Source organism: Geothrix oryzisoli (assembly GCF_022808865.1).
Classification (GTDB): domain Bacteria; phylum Acidobacteriota; class Holophagae; order Holophagales; family Holophagaceae; genus Geothrix; species Geothrix oryzisoli.
Genome location: NZ_JAKZLB010000001.1, coordinates 635,332 through 654,365, shown reverse-complemented (window position 1 = coordinate 654,365; position 19,034 = coordinate 635,332). Strand labels below are relative to the sequence as shown.

Sequence of the window (19,034 nt, the reverse complement as noted above, 5' to 3'; positions counted from 1 at the left end):
GTTAGCATAGACCCATGCTGAGCCTCCGTCCCGCCGTCCCCACCGATGCCCCGCTGATCCTGGACTACATCCGCGAGCTGGCGGACTACGAGCGCGAGCCCGAGGCGGCGGTGGCCACGGAGGCGGACATCCGCCGCTACGCCTTCTCCGACCATCCGCTGGTGAAGGTGACCATGGCGGAATGGGATGGCCAGCCGGCGGGCTTCGCCCTCTGGTTCCTAAACTTCAGCACCTGGGAGGGCAAGCCCGGCCTCTACCTCGAAGACCTGTTCGTGCGGCCCGCCTTCCGGGGCAAGGGCATCGGCAAGGCCCTGCTCCAGCATCTGGCGGCGCTCGCGGTGAAGGAGGGGTGGACCCGGTTCCAGTGGCAGGTGCTGGACTGGAACACGCCGGCCATCGAGTTCTACGAGGCCCACGGGGCCAAGGTGCTGCACCCCTGGCTCACCTGCCGGGTGGAGGGCGAGGCGCTGGCCCGCCTGGCCGGGGGCGCGGATTGATGTGGGCCCCGCTGCTCCGCCTCCAGGAGGCCCTGGGGCCCGAGGCGGAGCTGGTGGTGGTCGGCGGCGCCGTCCGTGACGAGTTGCTGGGCCGGCCCCACTCCGACTGGGACCTGGCGACGCGGCTGATGCCCCGGGCCGTGATGGACCGGGCGCGGGCCGCGGGCCTCAAGGCCATTCCCACGGGGCTCCAGCACGGCACCGTGACGGTGATCCTCGAAGAACGGCCCATCGAGATCACCACCTTCCGCAGCGATGGGGACTACCTGGACGGCCGCCATCCCGAGAGCGTGCGCCTGGGGGTCTCCCTCGAGGAGGACCTCTCCCGCCGGGACTTCACCATCAACGCCATGGCCCTGCCGGTGGGTGGCGGCGACCTGGTGGATCCCTTCGGCGGCCGGGCGGACCTGGCGGCGCGGACCCTCCGGGCCGTGGGCGATCCTCTGCTCCGCTTCGCTGAAGATGGACTCCGCACGCTGCGGGCCTGCCGCTTTGCCGCCCAGCTGGGCTTCGAGGTGGAAGCCGCGACCCTGGCCGCCATTCCGGAGCGCCTTGCGGTGGCCCGGAAGGTGGCGGCGGAGCGCGTCCTCACCGAGCTCACCAAGCTGCTCTGCGGGGCCGAGCCCCAGCGGGGGCTGGACCTCCTGGCCGAGACCGGGCTGCTGGACCTCTGGCTGCCGGAATTGCGGCCCATGCTCGGCTGCGGCCAGAATCGCCACCACCGCTGGGATGTGTGGCGCCATGCCCTGGAGGTTGTGCGGCGGGTGCCGGCCGACCCGGGGCTCCGCTGGGCGGCCCTGCTGCACGATGCGGGCAAGCCTGCGGCCCGGACCCTGGGACCGGATGGCGAGGTGCGCTTCCACGGCCACGAGGCCGGTTCGCTCCTGCTGGTCACGGCCATCCTCGAGCGCCTCAAGGCGGCCCGCGCCCTCCGGGATGATGTGCTGGCCCTGGTTCGCCACCATGGCACGCACCCCACGGCGGAGTGGAGCGAGGCGGCCTGCCGCCGGTTCCTGCGGCGCCTCGCGGAGGATGGGCTGGAAGTGGCGCGCTGGGGGGCCTTCCGACTGGCGGACCAGCAGGCCAAGGGCATGGACGGGGAAGCCCGGGAGCACGGGCACGCCGCCATCATGGCGCGCCTCGAAGCCGTGGCGGCCGCGGCCCCGCCCCTGACCGTGAGGGCCCTGGCCCTGGATGGCGCGGCGCTCATGGCCCTGACGGGGCGGCCGGGCGGTCCGTGGCTCGGGGAGCTGCAGCGCGACCTGCTGGAGGCGGTGATCGAGGATCCCGGTCTCAATACGCCCGAGACCCTGGCAAGCCTGGTCCGGCAAAGGCCCTAGATCCGCTCGATGAGCACCGCCGCCTGGGCGGCGAGGCCTTCGCCGCGCCCCGTGAAGCCCAGCTTCTCCGTGGTGGTGGCCTTCACGTTCAGGGCCTCGGCGTGGATGCCCAGCAGCGGGGCGATGCGGTCGCGCATCCGTTGCCGGTGGGGCCCGATCTTCGGCCGCTCGCCGATGAGGCAGACGTCGGCATTCACCACCCGCCACCCGCGCTCGGCGAGGTCGCCCATCACCTTTTCGAGCAGGCCCGCCGAATCGGCGCCCCGGTAGGCGGGATCCGTGTCCGGAAAATGGAGGCCGATGTCACCGAGACCGGCCGCTCCGAGCAGGGCGTCCATGAGGGCATGCAGCATCACATCGGCGTCGCTGTGGCCCGCCAGGCCCCGGTCGTGGGGGATGTCACAGCCCATGAGCTTCAGGGGCCGGCCGTCCTCGGGTGCCGCGAAACGGTGGACGTCGAAGCCCAGGCCGGTGCGGAAGGCGTTCATACCCGCTCCACCCCAAGGTTGCGGTGCTCGCCCGTGGATTCGTCCGACACCTTGATCGCCCCGGTGATGGGGTGGTCGGGCAGCAGGATGATGACCTCGGTCCCCTCGCCCTCCACGGTGATGAACTCCAGGGTGCCGCCATGCTCCTCGACGATCTTCTTCACGGTGGCCATGCCCAGTCCGGTCCCCTTCTTCTTCCCGTAGCTGAAGAAGGGCTCGAAGATCCGCTTGACCACCCGCTTGGGGATGCCCCGTCCCTGGTCCTTCACACGGATCTGCGCCCCGTTGGTGACCTGGGCCCAGGTCACCAGCACTTCGCCGCTGATGCCGACGGTGGCGTCCAGGGCGTTGGCCAGGAGGTTCTCCATCACCCGGGTGAAACGGCCGGGATCCAGTTTGACGAGGCAGGAGGTCCCCTCGGCCCGGAGGGTCACACCCATCTCGGCGGCTCGGGGCACCAGCGGCTCGATGATGGCATCGAAGAAGGGGCGGAGATCCACCGTCTCCCGCCGGGGCTCGCGCACCTTGGCGAAGTCCAGCACATCCTGGCTGAGGTGCGTGAGGCGGTCCACGCATTCCAGGATCTTGCGGCTGTGGTGGCGTACCTTGCTGTCCTCCGTGGACAGCTCGAGCAGGTCCGCATGGCCGCGCAGGACGAAAAGGCCGTTCTTGAAGTCATGGACGATGGAACTGGCCACCTGGCCCACGGTGGCCAGGACGTGGCCGCGGAGGTTCTCCTCGGACAGGCGGGTCCGCTCGATGGCGATGGCGCAGAGCGAGACGATGGCCTCGAAGGTGGGGCGGTCCGGCGGCTCGACGATGGGACGACGGCTGTCCAGGTAGACCACGCCGATGCGCCGGCCCTGGAGCAGCAGGGGCAGGCAGAGGATGGTCTTCAGCTCGAGGCGCTGGATCGAGTGCTGGCTGAGCAGCTGGCCATCCTCGGCGACATTGAGGATCCAGACGGGCTCCCCGGATTCGAAAACCTTGTGGACGCTGGACATGGACAGCTGGATCTGGCCTTCCAGCTCCTGCCCCAGGTTCCGTTGGACCCGGCAGGCCAGCTCGCCGTCCTCCAGGAGCATGAGGAAGCCCCGGTCCGTTCCGGAGATGCTGAGCAGGCGATCCAGGGACTGTTCGAGCATGTCCTCCAGGTCCACTTCCTGGGCCAGGAGCTGGGCGGCGTCGAGGATGGCCTGGAGGTGGATCTCGGAGCTGCTGTGGTCAGTGCGGAGCAGGGTCAGGGTGTAGGCGCCGTCGGCCAGGAGCAGGGGGGTTCCGGGCTCCCAGACCGTACGCCCCAGTGGCTTGTCCTGATAGAAGCTGCCGTGGGTGGTCTGCAGGTCCTCGGCCCACCAGGTGTCCTCCTGCAGCTCCAGGCGCAGGTGGTTCCGGCTGATCATGTTGTCCGACAGCACCACGTCGCAGAGGCCCTGCCGACCCACGGTGACCGAGCGGGCGAGCGGCACGGTCCGCTCGAACCCGTGTCGGTCTCTGATCAGGAGCTGGTAGCGCTGGGCCACGGCATCTCCCGGGCGGTCATCAGGGGGTGAGAGGAGGAACGGGCTCTGGTCTGCGATCCCAAGATTATCCGGCCATTGGCTGGACACAAGTGGAAGTCCCGTGAGGGAATAGAGGCCATGCACCGGCACCCCGACCTTGATCCCACCGCCAACCTGGAGGATCCCGTTGAATATTCGCTGAGGCCGCAGCGGCTCCAGGAATATATCGGCCAGGCCAAGGTCAAGGCCCGCCTCGAGATCGCCCTCCAGGCGGCGACGAAGCGGGGTGATGTGCTGGACCATGTGCTGCTTTTCGGCCCCCCGGGCCTGGGGAAGACCACCCTGGCCCATGTCCTGGCCAACGAGATGGGAGCCCCCTGCAAGGTGATCCAGGCCCCGGCCCTGGAGAAGAAGGGGGACCTGGCGGCCATCCTCACCAACCTGGAAGCCGGGGAATTCCTCTTCATCGACGAGATCCACCGCCTCTCCGCTCCCATCGAGGAACTGCTCTACGCGGCCATGGAGGATCGGAAGCTCGACATCCTCATCGGCCAGGGCCCCAGCGCCCAGACCCTGAAGGTCGATCTTCGGCCCTTCACCCTGGTGGGGGCCACCACCCGCGCCGGCCTCCTCTCGAAACCGCTGCACGACCGCTTCGGTTTGGTGCATCGCCTGGAGTTCTACACCCGGGCGGACCTTGCCATCATCGCCCGCCGGTCGGCGGATCTGCTGGGCATCCACCTGGCGACGGAAGGGGCCGAGGCCATCGCCCGCCGGAGCCGGGGGACGCCGCGCATCTGCAACCGCCTGCTCCGGCGATGCCGGGACTACGCCGAGGTGAAGGGCGACGGGACCATCACCATGGAATCCGCCGAGGCCTGCCTGAAGCTGCACGAGGTGGATGATCTGGGCCTGGATGGCCTGGACCGGGACTACCTCCAGACCCTCTGCCACAAGCACCGGGGTGGCCCGGTGGGCCTGCGGACCCTGGCCGCGGCCCTGGGCGAGGACGAAGGCGCCCTGGAGGACCTGGTCGAGCCGTACCTCATGCAGGTGGGCTTCCTGGATCGCACGCCCCAGGGCCGGAAGGCCACGGATGCGGCCTACGCCTACCTGGGGGTGAAGTCGGATCCGGGGCCGCTGTTCCGCTGAGGGGCGGGCCGCTGATCAGTTGGTCTCGAGGGTGTCGAGGGTCTTCGATCCGGAGTGGGACAGGGCGAGGGTGCCCCCCTTGGCCGTACCGATGGCGTCCAGGTTGCGGGTCTGGTCGCGGCGGACGCAGACGCCCTGAAGGGTGCCGCCTTCGTCCACGACGAGGGAGCCAACCTCCACATCCCCTTCCACGTAGCCGGTGCCGTGGATCTCGAGGCACTCGGTGATCTTCATGGTCCCTTCCGCCCGGCCCGTCACCACCAGGTGCTTGGCGTGGATGGTGCCCTTCACCAGCCCGCCTGGGGCGATGGAGATCTCGCCGGTGGAATGGATGATCCCCTCGACGCTGCCTTCGATGCGCAGGCTCTGGGAGCCGGTGTGGATCTCGCCGGTGAGTACCACGTCCTTGCCCAGCAGGGAATGGATGGCGGGGGCGGCATCAGGCCTGGACTTGCTGTTGCGGAAGACAGCCATGGTTTGCTCCTTCAGATGTCAGGACGACTTGCCCAGCGCCCGGACCCATTGGCGCTGGAGACGGAGGTAGGGCTGGGGGTTCGTGGGCTTTCCGTTCAGCCGTACTTCGTAATGGAGGTGGACGCCGGTGGCGTTCCCCGAGCGTCCCATGCTCCCCAGGATATCCCCGCGGGATACTTTCTGCCCGGTCCTGACGTTGAGGTGATTCATGTGCGCGTACAGGGTCTCCTGCTCACCGTTGTGCCGGATCCGGACCCCCCAGCCGTAGCGGTCCATCCATCCGGCTTCCTCGACCTCGCCGTCGGCGGTGGCCTGGATGGGCGTGTCGAGGGCGTTGCTGATATCGATGCCGGTGTGGTAGCCCAGCAGGCCATCCCCAGCTTCGTTGGAGCGGGAGAAGGGGTTGACCCGCACACCGAACCCCGAGCTGAGGTAGCCGGCCGTGGGCGGGATGGAGGGCGTGTGGGCCCAGGCCCGCAACACCGGTTCCATGCGGGCCCGCACCACGGCCGCCTGCTTGGCGGTGTAGTCGAGGTCCTGCTTGAGGCGGGACAGGCGGTCGCGGACGCCCGGCGGAGGCGTGGCGGTGGAAGGAGCGGCGGTGGAAGGGGCTGCTTGGCCCGGCGGGGCCGGAAGGGGCGGAGCGGCCGGCGCCTTGGGGTCGAGCAGCTTCAGCAGTTCCGTGTGCTGCTGCCGGAGGGTGGCGACTTCGGTCTCCAGGGCCTGCGCCTGATCCAGGGAGGAGCGGAGCTGTTCCTGCTGCTCCTGGGTCTCCTTCTGGAGGCGGCCGAAGCTCATGATCTTCTTCGTGGCCCAGAACCCGTAGCCGGACCCGATCATGGCCAGAGCCCAGAAACCGGCGACGAGGCCGATGATCCAGAGCATGGTCCTGCGGGTCAGGGACCAGCGGATGGTGCGGTGGCTGAAGACCACCATCACCGTGAGCCACCGCACGGGATCGGGGCGGCTGGAGCGCACAGCGAGTCGGCGTTCGGGCTGAGGAGTGGACATGGCCCCTCAGCATACCTGGGAATCCGCGAAGCTTCGACTCGTCTTCTTACAACGAACGATCTAGATCGGAGCCAGCAACGACCGAGAGAGCCACCATTCCAAGACATGGCCAAGGAAAAACACGAGCCCCACCAGACTGTTCAAAGTGAAAAAAGCCTGGTCGATGCGGGAGAGATCGCCGCCCCGTACGAGCCACTGCTCGCGCGCCAGCATGGTCGCCACCGTGGCCCACCCGGCCCAGGCCACCACATGGCTGCCCATCTGGACGTTGAACATGGCCCAGGCGGCCAGGGCCAGAAGATGGAAGGCGCGGGAGAGCGCCAGGGCGCCGCCCGTTCCGAGCCGGGCCGGCACGGAATGCAGCCCTTTGCTGCGGTCGTAGTCCTGGTCCTGGAGGGCATAGAGGATGTCGAAGCCGGCGGTCCAGGCCAGGACGCCGCCCGAGAGCCAGAGGGCGGGCGCCTCGATGCGTCCCGACACCGCGATCCAGGCACCCAGGGGCGCCCCGGAGAGGGCCAGCCCCAGCGCGAGGTGGGCCCAGGAGGTGAACCGCTTGCACAGCGAATAGCCCAGGATGATGACCAGGGCCAGGGGGGACAGGATCCAGGTCAGCGGCCCCAGGGCACCGGCGGCCACCCCGAAGAGCACGATGCCGGCCCCCATCAGGGTCATGGCGCCGGCCCGGGAGACCCGGCCCGCAGGCAGGGCACGGCTTGCCGTGCGCGGGTTCTCCGCGTCCACATCCGCGTCCACCAGGCGGTTGAAGGTCATGGCGGCCGTGCGGGCCCCCACCATGGCCGCCAGGATCCACAGGATGGTCCGCAGGGGCGGAATCCCCTGGGCCGCCCCCAGCGCCCCCAGGAAAGCGAAGGGCAGGGCGAAGACCGTGTGCTCGAACTTGATCATGTCGAGCAGTTCCCTCGCCTGGTTGAAAGACGACCGGCCCGTGGACGCGGGATCTGGCTCCTGCCTTGGGCTCGCCTCCCCGATCGGTTCTCCGGCCGCTCCTTCCGGGTGGGCCGCTTCGGGGTCGGAGGGCTCTGGGATCGGGTCTGGGTGGTTCATCAGGCTATCCATTGGAACCATGATCCAGTGAATCCGGATCGCTGTCTCGCCTCGGATTGCCCCCAGGGGTCGCCGGGAGGTGGCCTAGTCTTCGGTCTTCAGCCGGTAGCCCACACCGGGCTCCGTCTGCAGGTACCGGGGCCGGGAGGGATCCTCCTCCAGCTTGTGGCGGAGCTGGGCCATGTAGACCCGGAGGTAGAGAGGCTGGGCACCCGCCACGCCGCCCCAGACCTCCTTCAGGAGCTGCCGGTGGGTGACCACTTTCCCGGCGTGCCGGATCAGGGTGGTGAAGAGGCGGTACTCGAGCGGGGTGAGGTGTATCTCCCGACCCTCGACCAGGACCTGGCGCTTGGCCAGGTCCACCTGCCACCGCCCCAGGGTGAACCTGGGATCCTCGGCGGTTCCGGGATCCGCATGGCGCAGGGCGACCCGGATGCGGGCCAGCAGCTCGCCCGTGCCGAACGGCTTGGTGAGGTAGTCGTCCGCGCCGACGTCCAGGGCGCCGACCTTGTCCGTCTCCTGGCCGCGGGCGGAGATGACGATGACCGGGACCCGGCTCCACTCCCGGAGCCGGGTCATGAGGTCGAGGCCATCCATATCGGGAAGGCCCAGGTCGAGCAGGATCACGTCCGGCCGGTGCTGCACGGCCAGAGTCAGGCCCTCCTGGCCCGAGGCGGCCTCGAGGTAGCGGTACCCGCCGCTCTCCAGGGCCACCCGGAGGAACCGGCGCATCTGGGGCTCGTCCTCCACCAGGAGCACCTGCGGGCCGGGGATGGTCATGCGCCCTCCTCGGGCATGGGTGGGGGTGTGCCCAGGGGAAGGCTCACGAGGAACTGGGCGCCGCCCTGGGGGTGGTTGACGGCCTGGATGCGGCCTCCATGGGCGGCCACGATGCCCTTGCAGATGGCCAGACCCAGCCCCGCACCCGGGCGCCCCACGGCAGCTTCGCCCCGGGCCAGCTTCTCGAAGATCCGGGTTTCCTCCCCGGGGGCGATGCCCGGGCCCCGGTCTGTCACGGAGAGGGTGAGGGACTTCCCCGCGGCCCAGGCCTTGAGGTCCACCTGGGAACCCGGCGGTGAGTATTTCAGCGCGTTGTCGAGGAGGTTCACCAGCACCTGCTCCATGAGGACGGGATCCATGGCCACCAGCGGCAGATCTTCGGGCAGATGGGCCTTCACCCGTGCGGACTCCGCCCCCAGCTCGCGGCGGTCCAGGGCGGCGCCCACCAGTTCCTCCACGGGGATCCACTCGGTGCGGAGCTCCAGGGCGCCGGCCTCGAGGCGTGTGATGTCCAGCAAGTTGCTGACGAGGCGGTGCAGCCGCTGGGCCTCCTCCTGAGCCGAGGTCAGGAGGTCGCGCCGGGTGGCGTCGGAGAGGTCAGGCGTCTCCAGGACCGTGCTTACGGCGCCGGTGATGACGCCCAGTGGGGTCCGCAGGTCATGCGACACCGAGCTGAGCAGCGCGTTCCGCAGGCGTTCCTCCTCCGCCCGCTGGCGCTCGGCGGTGCTCTGCTCGGCCAGCAGGGAGCGTTCGAGGGCCAGGGCCGTCTGGGTCGTGAAGGCCTCCAGCAGCTGGCGCTGGTCCGGCTCCACCCACTGGGGTGCCCCATCCGGGAGTACCCCCAGCACGCCGAGGGTGCCTTTTGAACCTTTGAGCGGCAGGTAGGTGGCGCGGGCCCCCGGGAGCGTGAGCGTGCCCAAGCCGGCGGGTTCCTCATGCTCAAAGACCCACTGGGCCACGCCCTGTTCCTGGTCATTCAGCGGGAAGGCGAGAGGATGGGTTGGAGGTTCCAGGCGTCCCGAGGTGTCCGGAAGCAGCATCACCGCATGGCTCTGGAACTGGGTCGTGACGTTCTGGATCGCGGAAGTCACAAGGGCCGTGGTTCCCGCACTGCGGGCCAGCTCCTGTCCCAGGCGGAAGAGGGCCTGGGTCCGCTGCTCCCGGGCCCGTGCCAGGCGGGCCTGGGCCCGGATCCGCTCGGTGAGGTTCCCGATGACCACCCCCACCAGGAGCATCACGGAGAAGGTGCCGACGTGGCGGAAGTCGGATACCACGAAGGTGAAATAGGGGGGCACGAAGATGAAGTCGAAGGCCGCGACGCTCAACAGGGAAGCCAGCAGGGAGGGCCCCCGGCCAAACCGCGTGGCCACGATGAGGATGCCGAGGAGGTAGATCATCACGATGTCCGCCAGTTCGGTGCGCCGGAAGATCAGGCCCGCGACCGCGGTCGAGAGCCCCACCGTGATGACGCTGAGCAGGTAGTTCCGCAGTGGGCTCGTGATGCGGGAACGGAGGCCCGGTGAACCGGCCTGGCTCGCCGTCTCGCCGGTGATGACGTAGATGTCGATGTTCCCGCTGTGGCGGATGAGGTCATCCACCGGGGATCCGGCGAAGGCGTCGATCCACCTTGGGCGGGACGGCTTCCCCACCACGATCTTGGTGATGTTGCGGTCCTGGGCGAAGGCCAGGATGTCCTCGTCCGTTCTGCCGCCGCCCTCGATGACCACCGTCTCCCCGCCCAGCTTCTCGGCCAGCCGGAGGTTGGCCTCGACGCGACTCCGCTCCGCTTCGCTGAACTTCAGGTGGCGGTGGGATTCGACGTAGAGAGCGACCCACGACGCTCCGAGGGACCCCGCCATGCGGCGCGTGGCTCGGATGAGGCGCTCGGAGAGGCCGTCCGGACCCACACAGACCAGGAGCCGGTCGCCAGCGGCCCAGGTCTTCCGGATGCCCTCCGACGCCATGTAACGCCGCATCTGGGCATCGACGCTCTCCGCGGTGTGGCGCAAGGCCAGCTCACGGAGCGCGAGGAGGTTGCCCTTGCGGAAGAAGTGCTCGCGGGCATGGCGGGCTTGCTCCGGGAGGTAGACCTTGCCCTCCTTGAGCCGGATCAGCAGGTCCTCGGGGGACAGGTCCACCAGCTCGACTTCGTCCGCGCGCTCCATGACAGTGTCCGGGACGTTCTCCCGCACCGTGACGCCAGTGATCTGGGCAATGACGTCCTTGAGGCTCTCCAGGTGCTGGACGTTCATCGTGGTGTAGACGTCGATGCCGGCGTCCAGCAGCTCCATGACATCCTGCCAGCGCTTGGCGTGCCGGGAGCCCATCACGTTGGTGTGGGCCAGCTCATCCACAAGGATCAGCCCCGGCCGGCGGGCCAGGGCGGCGTCCAGGTCGAACTCGGGAAAGAACTGGCCAGCGTACGCCAGCTCTTTTCGCGGCAGGGTCTCCAGCCCTTCCGCCAGGGCGGCCGTTTCGCTCCGGCCATGGGTCTCGACAATGCCGAGGACGAGATCGACCCCTTCCAGGCTCCGCTCCCGCGCCTCGGACAGCATGGCGTAGGTCTTGCCGACACCCGGGGCCGCGCCAAAGAAGACCTTGAGCTTCGCCCGGTTCTCCCGGGCCTCCTCCGCCTGGACCTTGCGGAGCAGGGCATCAGGGTCGGGGCGTGGGAGGGCCATGCCCCTACGCTATCGGGATTTCCGGCCGTTTGCCCCAAACTGGTCGTCAAGGGCCAGGTTGAGCTTCAGGACATTCACCCGGGACTCGCCCAGGACGCCCCATTGCGCGCCTTCGACATGGGCGGCCACGAGGCGGCGTACTGTGGCCTCGTCCAGTTCCCTCGCCAGGGCCACCCGGTGAACCTGGAAGAGCGCGGAGGCCGGGCTGATGTGCGGATCCAGTCCGCTGCCCGAAGCGGTGACGAGGTCCACGGGAACGGGACCGGTGGCCTCCGGGTCCGCAGCCCGGAGGGCGGCGATCCGGCCCTGGACGGCCTTGCGGAGATCCGGGTTGCTGGGCGCCAGGTTGGAGCCGCCGCTGTTGGCGCCGTTGTAGGGCAGGGGCCTGCCTTGGGCGTCGACGGTGGCTGAGGGACGGCCCCAGAAGTCGCGCGGAGCCGTGAAGGACTGTCCGATCCACTCGGAGCCGATGACCTGTCCATCCCTGCGGACCAGGCTGCCCTCGGCCTGATGGGGAAAGAGCGCCCGAGCCAGGCCGGTGATCCCCAGGGGGTAGGCCAGGCCGGTGAGGGCGGACAGCGCGATGAAAGCGATGAGAGCGGGGCGGATCTGCAGGTTCATGGGAGCTCCTCTAGGCGGCGAGGCGAAGCGCGACGAGCAGCCAGTCGATGGCCTTGATGCCGATGAAGGGCACCACCAGGCCGCCGGCCCCGTAAAGCAGCAGGTTCCGCTGCAGCAGCTGGGCCGCGCCCACGGGCCGGTATGTCACGCCGCGAAGTGCCAGGGGGATGAGTGCCACGATGATGAGGGCGTTGAAAATCACCGCCGAGAGGATGGCGCTCTCCGGGCTGTGGAGCCGCATGATGTTGAGAGCGCCCAGGGCCGGGTAGGTGGCCACGAAGGCCGCCGGCAGGATGGCGAAGTACTTGGCCACGTCGTTGGCGATGCTGAAGGTGGTCAGCGAGCCGCGGGTCATGAGCATCTGTTTGCCGATCTCCACGATCTCGATGAGTTTGGTGGGGTTGGAGTCCAGGTCCACCATGTTCCCGGCCTCTTTGGCAGCCTGGGTGCCGCTGTTCATGGCCACGGCGACATCGGCCTGGGCCAGGGCCGGCGCGTCGTTGGTGCCGTCGCCGGTCATGGCCACCAGCCGCCCTCCTGCCTGGTACTCGCGGATGAGCTTGAGCTTGGCTTCCGGTGTGGCTTGGGCGAGAAAGTCATCCACGCCCGCCTCGGCGGCGATGGCGGCGGCCGTGAGGGGATTGTCGCCGGTGATCATCACCGTCTTGATGCCCATGCCCCGCAGCTCCGCGAAGCGCTCCTTGATGCCGCCCTTGACGATGTCCTTGAGCTGGATGACACCCAGGGCATGCGGTCCTTCGGCCACCACGAGCGGGGTGCCGCCTGCCATGGAGATCTGGTCCACGGTCCGGCGCAGGTCCTCCGGGAAGGTGCCGCCATGGGACTGGACGTAGGCTTCGATGGATGAGGCGGCGCCCTTGCGGATCTGGCGCGTGCCCAGGTTCACGCCGCTCATGCGGGTCTGGGCGGTGAAGGGCACGAAGTGGGCGTCCAGGGCATGGAGGCCCCGCTCTCGGAGGCCGTGCTGTTCCTTGGCCAGTACCACGATGCTGCGTCCTTCGGGCGTCTCATCGGCCAGGGAGGAGAGCTGGGCCGCGTCCGCCAGGCGCTTCAAGTCCACACCATCGGCGGCCAGGAAGGCCACGGCCTGCCGGTTGCCCAGGGTGATGGTGCCGGTCTTGTCCAGCAGCAGCACGTCCACGTCACCCGCCGCCTCCACGGCCCGCCCTGAGGTGGCGATGACATTCGCCTGGATCATGCGGTCCATGCCTGCGATGCCGATGGCGCTGAGCAGGCCACCGATGGTGGTGGGAATGAGGCAGACAAGCAGCGAGACCAGCACCGTGAGCGTCACGGGATGTCCCTGACCGGCGGCCTTGGCGGAGAAGGCGGAGTACGGCAACAGGGTGGCGGTGGCCAGCAGGAAGATGATGGTGAGCCCTGCCAGGAGGATGTCGAGGGCGATCTCGTTGGGGGTCTTCTGTCGCTTGGCGCCTTCCACCATCGCGATCATGCGGTCCAGGAAACTCTCGCCGGGGTTGGACGAGATGCGGATCACCAGCCAGTCGGAAAGCACCAGGGTGCCTCCGGTGACGGCGGACCGGTCGCCGCCGCTCTCCCGGATGACCGGGGCGCTCTCGCCGGTGATGGCGCTTTCGTTCACCGAAGCCACGCCCTCCACCACCTCGCCATCCCCGGGGATGGTCTCGCCAGCTTCCACGAGCACGAGATCATTGATGCGCAGGACCGGGGCATCAATGGTCTCGTGCGGCCCCTTCCGGTCAGATCCGAGCAGCCGCCTTGCCTTCACGTCGCGCCTGGACCGGCGCAGGGAATCGGCCTGGGCCTTGCCGCGGCCCTCCGCCATGGCCTCTGCGAAATTGGCGAAGAGGAGGGTGAACCAGAGCCAGAGGGAGATGGCCAGGATGAAGCCGGGCCGTCCCTCCCCGCGGCCGGTCAGGGCCTGGATCCAGAGGCCTGTGGCGAAGGCGCTGCAGATCCACACCGTGAACATCACGGGGTTCCGGAGCTGGTGAAGGGGGCTCAGCTTCCGGAAGGCATCCAGCACGGCGCGCCGCACGATGGCGGGTTCGAAGAGGGGCTTGTCCTGCCGCGCGTGGGAGGTCATCGGAGGCTCCTCAGGCTCAGGTGCTCGGCGACGGGACCGAGGGCCAGGGCGGGGATGAAGGTGAGGGCGCCCACCAGGACTACCACCCCGATGAGCACGCCGACGAAGAGCGGGGTGTGGGTGGGGAGGGTGCCCAGGCCCTCGGGTGTGTGCTTCTTCTTCGCCAGGGAGCCGGCGAGGGCCAGCACGGGCCAGATCACGCCGAAGCGGCCCAGGAGCATGGCGATGGCCAGGCCATCGTTGTAGAAGGGCGTGTTGGCATTGAGGCCGGCGAAAGCGCTGCCGTTGTTGTTGGAAGCGCTGCTCCAGGCGTAGAGGATCTGGCTGAAGCCGTGGGGCCCGGGATTGCCCACGGAGGCAGCCGCAGCTGGAACGAGCACGGAGATGGCCGTACCGATCAGCACGGCGGCGCAGGGCAGGAGGATCGCAAGGGAAGCCATCTTCATCTCGAAGGCTTCCACCTTCTTGCCCAGGTATTCGGGGGTGCGGCCCACCATGAGGCCGCCGATGAAGACGGCGACCAGGGCGAACATGAGCATGCCGTAGAGCCCTGATCCGACGCCGCCGAAGACCACCTCGCCCAGCTGCATGAGCCATAGGGGCACCAGGCCACCCAGGGGCGTGAAGGAGTCGTGCATGGCATTCACAGACCCGCTGGAAGCCGCCGTGGTGGCGGTGGCCCAGAGGGCCGAGCCGCCAGGGCCGAACCGCAACTCCTTGCCCTCCATGTTCCCGCCGGGCTTGTCGATGCCGGCCACCTGGGTCACACCCAGGCTGTCCAGGGCGGGGTTGCCCTTCACTTCTGCCTGCGTGCAGACCGCCAGGGCCGCGACGAACAGGACGGTCATCGCCGCCAGCAGCGCCCAGCCCTGGCGGCGGTCCTGCACCATGCGTCCGAAGGTCACGCAGAGGGCCGCGGGGATGAGGAGGATGCTCAGCATCTGGACGAAATTCGAGAGCGGCGAGCTGTTTTCGAAGGGATGGGCGGCGTTGGCGCCGAAGAATCCGCCGCCATTGGTGCCGAGCATCTTGATCGCGACCTGGGAGGCTGCGGGTCCCATGGCGAGTACCTGGCCGCCTGCCGTGTGGAGGTAGGCAGACAGGTTCTGGATGACGCCCTGGGAGACGAGGAAGAGGGCGAAGACAAAGGAGAGGGGCAGGAGGATGTAGAGGGTGCCGCGCACCAGATCCACCCAGGCATTCCCTAGGCCCGTGGCGCTGCGGCGCGTGATGCCCCGGATCAGCGCCGCCAGGACCGCGATGCCGGTGGCGGCCGAGAGGAAGTTCTGTACCGTCAGGCCCAGCATCTGGGTGAGGTAGCTCAGCGTCGTCTCACCGCTGTAGGCCTGCCAGTTGGTGTTGGTGATGAAGCTCACGGCCGTGTTGAAAGAGAGGCCTGTCGCCACATTGCCCTGATGCTCGGGATTGAGGGGCAGGGCCGCCTGGGTCTTCATCAGAAGGAACATCGCCACCAGGCCGAGGAGCTTGATGAGGGTGATGGACCAGGCGTAGGCCTTCCAGCCCATCTCATCCTCCTCGCGGATGCCCATGAGGCGGTAGAGGCCCCGCTCGAGGGGTCTCAGGATCGGGTGGAGGAAGGTGCGCCCGCCCTCCAGGACCCCGGCCATATAGGCGCCCAGCGGGTAGGCCAGGCCCAGGAGCAGGGTCAGGTAGAGCAGGTTCTGAGTCCAGGCGTGGCTCATTGGAACATCTCCGGCTTCAACAGGGCGAAGGCGAGGTAGCCCAGAAGGCCCAGGGCAAGGAGAGCGGCGAGCAGGAGGGTGAGGTTCATCGGAGCGTCCTTTCCCCGGGGCGGGCCTGGGCGATCAGCCAGAAGACGAGGGGAAGAAGCGTCAGGATCAGCATCCACCAGCCACCCGCATGCCCTTCTTCCCCTTCCGCCCGGATGTCGCGTACGGCGCGAAGGCCCAGCCAGGCGGTCAGCGCGGCGAGTGGGAGGAACCATGGCATCACGAGGTGCACAGAGACTCCTGCGGGCGGTTCCGGGCTGGGAAGAACCACCCGGTCCGACAGCATGGTTTGGGTTCCGTTAAGGTGCCGTTAGGAATCGAGGCGGCCCCGTCGGGTTGCCCCGGGGCAGACGTTTCCGGCCGGATTCCTAACGCATTCTTAACGGCGTTCCCGGCCATTCTTGTCGGCTGGCCCGACTTCGGAGCAGGTGGCTCGGGCCAGTCTCACCCTCGTCCATCCGGCCCCAGAACCCCAGGAACCCCGGTCATGCCCAACTACAGAAAGCTTCTCCTGGGGCGCCGTCTCGCCAGCGAGGAGAGCCACGAGACCAGGATCAGCAACCCCATCGCGCTGGCTGTGTTCAGTTCGGATGCCCTGTCCTCTGTGGCCTATGGCACCCAGGAGATCATGGCCCCCCTCACGGCCGCAGTGGCGGTGTTCGGCGCGGGGGTGCTGGGGTGGTCCTGGTGGGTGGCCCTGGGCATCGTGGCGCTGCTGCTGGTTCTCAACGTGAGCTACCGGCAGACCATCCACGCCTATCCCAGCGGCGGCGGCGCCTACCTGGTGGCCAAGGACAACCTGGGGGAGGTCGCTGCCCAGACGGCCGGCGCGTCCCTGCTGATCGACTACATCCTCACGGTGGCCGTGTCCGTTTCGGCGGGTGTCTCGGCCATCGTGTCGGCCTTCCCGGGTCTGGAACCGCATCGCATCTTCCTGGCGGAGGGCATCATCGCCTTCATCGCCCTCATGAACCTGAGGGGCGTGAAGGAGAGCGGGCTGGTCTTCTCCCTGCCGACCTATGGTTTCGTGATCTGCATCGTGGGCCTGCTGATCAAGGGGTTCTGGAACGTGGCGACGGGCCATGAGGTGGCCGCCGCCCGGGTCGCGACGGCCCACCTGGAAGGCACCTCGCGGCTGGCCGCGGTGTGGCTTCTGGCCCGGGCCTACAGCGCGGGCTGCACGGCGCTCACCGGAGTGGAGGCCATCAGCAATGGCGTCACGGCCTTCAAGGATCCCGTGTCGCGCAATGCCTCGAAGACCATGACCTGGATGGTGGCGATCCTGGGGACCATGTTCCTCGGGATCACCTACCTGACGAACCACTATGGTCTGACCTACCATCCGGATGCGTCGGAGACCCTGCTGTCCCAACTGACCCGCCTCGTCCTCGGGGGGGCGGAGCACGGGTTGGCAAGGGCCGTCTACCTGGCCACCACGGGCTTCACCATGGCGATCCTGGCCCTGGCGGCCAATACGGCCTATGCGGACTTCCCGCGGCTCGCGGCCCTCCACGCGCGGGACGGCTTCCTGCCCCGCCAGTTCACCAGCCAGGGGGACCGCCTGGTCTTCTCCAACGGGATCTTCATCCTTTCCCTGGCCGCCGGGGTCCTGGTCCTGCTCTTCGGCGGCAAGGAGGATCACCTGCTTCCCCTGTACGCGGTGGGGGTGTTCCTGGGCTTTACCATCAGCCAGACCGGCATGGTGCGCCGCTGGTTCCGGCTGAAGGGGGCCGGCTGGCAGGTGAAGGCGCTGATCAACGGCCTGGGGGCCGTCACCACCTTCGTCGTCATGCTGGTGATCGCCGTGACGCGCTTCGCCCATGGAGCCTGGATCGTCATCGTGCTCGTGCCGGTGATGGTGATGACCTTCTTCAACATCCACCGGCACTACATCAGGGTCAAATCCATCCTCGCCGCGAGCCGCGTGGACTTCATCGGGCCCCGCCGGAACCGGGTGGTCGTGCTGGTGTCCGGCATCCATGCCGGCGTGGTGCAGTCCTTGAACTATGCGAAGGTCATTGCCGAACATGGCGAGGTCGAGGCGCTGACCGTCGACTTTACGGATGAACACGGCCGGGACAGTGCGATGCTCGAGAAACTGCGATCCGACTGGCCGAGGTACAGCGAGGGGATCCCCCTCCGGGCCATCCGGAGCCCCTACCGGAAGGTGGTCGAGCCCATCGTGAACGAACTGGAGCGCATGCGGCAGGCGGAGCCGGAATACACCATCACGGTCATCCTTCCCGAGTTCGTCACGGGACACTGGTGGGCGAACCTGCTGCACAACCAGACGGCCATGAGGATCAAGGGCACCCTGCTCCTCATGCCCAAGATCATCGTGATCTCGATCCCCTATCACGTGGAGCCGTTGATGGAGTAGGCGACAACCCCGGCGCCGGCAGAGTATGCTCGCCCCCCGGGAGACTGGCGCCCACACCTTCCCTTCCAGGGCGAGCCGAACCAACCACTACTGATTTGATCCACTGGAGGCTGTCATGGGAAACCTCGGACCGATGGAAATCCTGCTCATCGGCATCGCGCTCCTGATCTTCTTCGGGCCGTCCCGGCTCCCGGAACTCGGGAAGAGCCTGGGCAAGGGGATCCAGGAATTCAAGAAGGCCAGCCGCGAACTCACGGACTCCGTCAAGGAGGACCTGACCGACGAGAAGGACAAGAAATAGCCCCTGATCCCGGGGCCTCCCGCCCCGGGTCTTCACCGGAAGGGTGTCAGGCGCTCGAAAAAGAAGCGCCCGGCTGGGCCGGGCGCTTCTTGGCTGGATCGGGCCGGTTCAGCCCGCGCCGCCGCCGCCGGTGGTGGCGGGACGGTAGGTGAGGCTCGCCTTGATGAAGTCGCGGTTCATGCGCGCGATGTTCTCCATCTTGATGCCCTTGGGGCAGGCGGCTTCGCACTCGCCGTGGTTGGTGCAGGTGCCGAACTCCTCGGCGTCCATCTGGGCGATCATGTCGCGGACGCGAAGGTAGCGCTCGGGCTGGCCCTGGGGCAGGTGGCCCAGGTGGTTGATCTTCGCGGAGACGAAGAGCATGGCGCTGGCGTTGGGGCAGGCCGCCACGCAGGCGCCGCAGCCGATGCAGGCGGCGGCATCCATGGAAAGATCGGCGCTCTCCTTGGGGATGGGCAGGGCGTTGGCGTCCTGCGGCGAGCCCGTGGGGACGCTGATGAAGCCACCGGCGGCGATGATGCGGTCGAAGGCGCCACGGTCCACCATCAGGTCCTTGATGACGGGGAAGGCTTCGGCCCGCCAGGGCTCGATGGTGACGCTATCGCCATCCTTGAAGCTGCGCATGTGCAGCTGGCAGGTGGTGGTGCGCTCGCGGGGGCCGTGGGGGCGCCCGTTGATCACCATGCTGCAGGTGCCGCAGATGCCCTCGCGGCAGTCGTGGTCGAAGGTGATGGGCTCCTCACCCTTGCGGATGAGGTCCTCGTTCACGATGTCGAGCATCTCCAGGAAGGACATGTCGGGGCTGATGTTCTTGGCGGGGTACTCGACGAACTTGCCGTCGCACTTGGCGTTCTTCTGCCGCCACACGTGGAGGGTGAGATTGAGGTCTTTGGACATGGCTC

General features: G+C 68.2%; 18 protein-coding genes. 5 read left to right on the top strand and 13 right to left on the bottom strand.

Going from position 1 to position 19,034, the window contains the following annotated elements; genetic code table 11:
• Positions 1-14 precede the first annotated feature (14 nt).
• Both MLE43_RS02925 and MLE43_RS02920 read left to right on the top strand, forming a co-directional pair.
• The gene (locus MLE43_RS02925; protein WP_243301573.1) at positions 15-497 is read left to right on the top strand and encodes a GNAT family N-acetyltransferase; all 483 of its coding nucleotides are present in this window, start codon (positions 15-17) and stop codon (positions 495-497) included.
• Positions 497-1,837, top strand: coding sequence for a CCA tRNA nucleotidyltransferase (locus MLE43_RS02920; protein WP_243301570.1), 1,341 nt, complete (start codon positions 497-499; stop codon positions 1,835-1,837). Before MLE43_RS02925 ends, MLE43_RS02920 begins: the two co-directional genes overlap by 1 nt.
• Here MLE43_RS02920 and ispF read toward each other — a convergent pair.
• Both ispF and MLE43_RS02910 read right to left on the bottom strand, forming a co-directional pair.
• A complete protein-coding gene (gene ispF / locus MLE43_RS02915) occupies positions 1,834-2,325 on the bottom strand; it encodes a 2-C-methyl-D-erythritol 2,4-cyclodiphosphate synthase (RefSeq protein ID WP_243301568.1) in 492 nt (163 codons plus the stop codon). The genes MLE43_RS02920 and ispF overlap by 4 nt on opposite strands.
• Complete coding sequence (locus tag MLE43_RS02910) at positions 2,322-3,848, bottom strand: sensor histidine kinase (protein WP_243301566.1); 1,527 nt, start codon at positions 3,846-3,848, stop codon at positions 2,322-2,324. Before MLE43_RS02910 ends, ispF begins: the two co-directional genes overlap by 4 nt.
• 117 nt (positions 3,849-3,965) lie before the next feature.
• Between MLE43_RS02910 and ruvB the strand changes: the two genes are divergently transcribed.
• Positions 3,966-4,979, top strand: coding sequence for a Holliday junction branch migration DNA helicase RuvB (gene ruvB, locus MLE43_RS02905; RefSeq protein WP_243301560.1), 1,014 nt, complete (start codon positions 3,966-3,968; stop codon positions 4,977-4,979).
• Between the two features lie 15 nt (positions 4,980-4,994).
• On the opposite strand, the gene MLE43_RS02900 is transcribed toward ruvB, so the two are convergent.
• The 10 genes from MLE43_RS02900 to MLE43_RS02855 all read right to left on the bottom strand — a co-directional run bounded on the left by MLE43_RS02900 (position 4,995) and on the right by MLE43_RS02855 (position 15,683).
• On the bottom strand, positions 4,995-5,453 hold the full coding sequence (locus MLE43_RS02900; protein ID WP_243301550.1) for a bactofilin family protein: 459 nt from the start codon (positions 5,451-5,453) through the stop codon (positions 4,995-4,997).
• 18 nt (positions 5,454-5,471) lie between these two features.
• Positions 5,472-6,464, bottom strand: coding sequence for a M23 family metallopeptidase (locus tag MLE43_RS02895; protein ID WP_243301548.1), 993 nt, complete (start codon positions 6,462-6,464; stop codon positions 5,472-5,474).
• Between the two features lie 60 nt (positions 6,465-6,524).
• Positions 6,525-7,454 carry a UbiA-like polyprenyltransferase gene (locus MLE43_RS02890; RefSeq protein ID WP_338029062.1) on the bottom strand — a complete coding sequence of 310 codons (930 nt, stop codon included), beginning with the start codon at positions 7,452-7,454 and terminating at the stop codon, positions 6,525-6,527.
• A 159-nt stretch (positions 7,455-7,613) separates the two neighbouring features.
• The gene (locus MLE43_RS02885) at positions 7,614-8,309 is read right to left on the bottom strand and encodes a response regulator (protein WP_243301545.1); all 696 of its coding nucleotides are present in this window, start codon (positions 8,307-8,309) and stop codon (positions 7,614-7,616) included.
• A complete protein-coding gene (locus MLE43_RS02880; protein WP_243301543.1) occupies positions 8,306-10,990 on the bottom strand; it encodes a sensor histidine kinase in 2,685 nt (894 codons plus the stop codon). The genes MLE43_RS02885 and MLE43_RS02880 overlap by 4 nt, the downstream gene beginning before the upstream one ends.
• Positions 10,991-10,999: 9 nt before the next feature.
• Positions 11,000-11,611, bottom strand: coding sequence for a potassium-transporting ATPase subunit KdpC (gene kdpC, locus MLE43_RS02875; protein WP_243301542.1), 612 nt, complete (start codon positions 11,609-11,611; stop codon positions 11,000-11,002).
• A gap of 10 nt (positions 11,612-11,621) precedes the next feature.
• Positions 11,622-13,700, bottom strand: coding sequence for a potassium-transporting ATPase subunit KdpB (kdpB, locus tag MLE43_RS02870; protein WP_243301539.1), 2,079 nt, complete (start codon positions 13,698-13,700; stop codon positions 11,622-11,624).
• Positions 13,697-15,403, bottom strand: a complete 1,707-nt coding sequence (gene kdpA / locus MLE43_RS02865; RefSeq protein ID WP_243301537.1) for a potassium-transporting ATPase subunit KdpA — start codon at positions 15,401-15,403, stop codon at positions 13,697-13,699. The genes kdpB and kdpA overlap by 4 nt, the downstream gene beginning before the upstream one ends.
• Positions 15,400-15,492 (bottom strand): potassium-transporting ATPase subunit F, encoded by a 93-nt coding sequence (locus MLE43_RS02860; RefSeq protein ID WP_243301535.1) that lies wholly within the window; start codon positions 15,490-15,492, stop codon positions 15,400-15,402. Before MLE43_RS02860 ends, kdpA begins: the two co-directional genes overlap by 4 nt.
• Positions 15,489-15,683, bottom strand: coding sequence for a hypothetical protein (locus tag MLE43_RS02855; protein WP_243301532.1), 195 nt, complete (start codon positions 15,681-15,683; stop codon positions 15,489-15,491). The genes MLE43_RS02860 and MLE43_RS02855 overlap by 4 nt, the downstream gene beginning before the upstream one ends.
• A 255-nt stretch (positions 15,684-15,938) precedes the next feature.
• Between MLE43_RS02855 and MLE43_RS02850 the strand changes: the two genes are divergently transcribed.
• Positions 15,939-17,831: an APC family permease gene (locus MLE43_RS02850; RefSeq protein WP_243301530.1), complete on the top strand. Its 1,893-nt coding sequence runs from the start codon at positions 15,939-15,941 to the stop codon at positions 17,829-17,831.
• Between the two features lie 115 nt (positions 17,832-17,946).
• Positions 17,947-18,132 (top strand): twin-arginine translocase TatA/TatE family subunit, encoded by a 186-nt coding sequence (gene tatA / locus MLE43_RS02845; protein WP_243301528.1) that lies wholly within the window; start codon positions 17,947-17,949, stop codon positions 18,130-18,132.
• Positions 18,133-18,240: 108 nt separating this feature from the next.
• Here the strand turns inward: tatA and MLE43_RS02840 are convergent, their stop codons facing one another.
• Complete coding sequence (locus tag MLE43_RS02840) at positions 18,241-19,029, bottom strand: succinate dehydrogenase/fumarate reductase iron-sulfur subunit (protein ID WP_243301526.1); 789 nt, start codon at positions 19,027-19,029, stop codon at positions 18,241-18,243.
• Between the last annotated feature and the right edge of the window lie 5 nt (positions 19,030-19,034).

Excerpts from the sequence above, each read along its gene's own strand:
- MLE43_RS02925 (WP_243301573.1), top strand. The coding sequence starts at position 15 with ATGCTGAGCCTCCGTCCCGCCGTCCCCACCGATGCCCCGCTGATCCTG.
- MLE43_RS02920 (WP_243301570.1), top strand. The coding sequence starts at position 497 with ATGTGGGCCCCGCTGCTCCGCCTCCAGGAGGCCCTGGGGCCCGAGGCG.
- ispF (WP_243301568.1), bottom strand. The coding sequence starts at position 2,325 with ATGAACGCCTTCCGCACCGGCCTGGGCTTCGACGTCCACCGTTTCGCG.
- ruvB (WP_243301560.1), top strand. The coding sequence starts at position 3,966 with ATGCACCGGCACCCCGACCTTGATCCCACCGCCAACCTGGAGGATCCC.
- MLE43_RS02900 (WP_243301550.1), bottom strand. The coding sequence starts at position 5,453 with ATGGCTGTCTTCCGCAACAGCAAGTCCAGGCCTGATGCCGCCCCCGCC.
- MLE43_RS02895 (WP_243301548.1), bottom strand. The coding sequence starts at position 6,464 with ATGTCCACTCCTCAGCCCGAACGCCGACTCGCTGTGCGCTCCAGCCGC.
- MLE43_RS02885 (WP_243301545.1), bottom strand. The coding sequence starts at position 8,309 with ATGACCATCCCCGGCCCGCAGGTGCTCCTGGTGGAGGACGAGCCCCAG.
- MLE43_RS02880 (WP_243301543.1), bottom strand. The coding sequence starts at position 10,990 with ATGGCCCTCCCACGCCCCGACCCTGATGCCCTGCTCCGCAAGGTCCAG.
- kdpC (WP_243301542.1), bottom strand. The coding sequence starts at position 11,611 with ATGAACCTGCAGATCCGCCCCGCTCTCATCGCTTTCATCGCGCTGTCC.
- kdpB (WP_243301539.1), bottom strand. The coding sequence starts at position 13,700 with ATGACCTCCCACGCGCGGCAGGACAAGCCCCTCTTCGAACCCGCCATC.
- kdpA (WP_243301537.1), bottom strand. The coding sequence starts at position 15,403 with ATGAGCCACGCCTGGACTCAGAACCTGCTCTACCTGACCCTGCTCCTG.
- MLE43_RS02860 (WP_243301535.1), bottom strand. The coding sequence starts at position 15,492 with ATGAACCTCACCCTCCTGCTCGCCGCTCTCCTTGCCCTGGGCCTTCTG.
- MLE43_RS02850 (WP_243301530.1), top strand. The coding sequence starts at position 15,939 with ATGCCCAACTACAGAAAGCTTCTCCTGGGGCGCCGTCTCGCCAGCGAG.
- tatA (WP_243301528.1), top strand. The coding sequence starts at position 17,947 with ATGGGAAACCTCGGACCGATGGAAATCCTGCTCATCGGCATCGCGCTC.
- MLE43_RS02840 (WP_243301526.1), bottom strand. The coding sequence starts at position 19,029 with ATGTCCAAAGACCTCAATCTCACCCTCCACGTGTGGCGGCAGAAGAAC.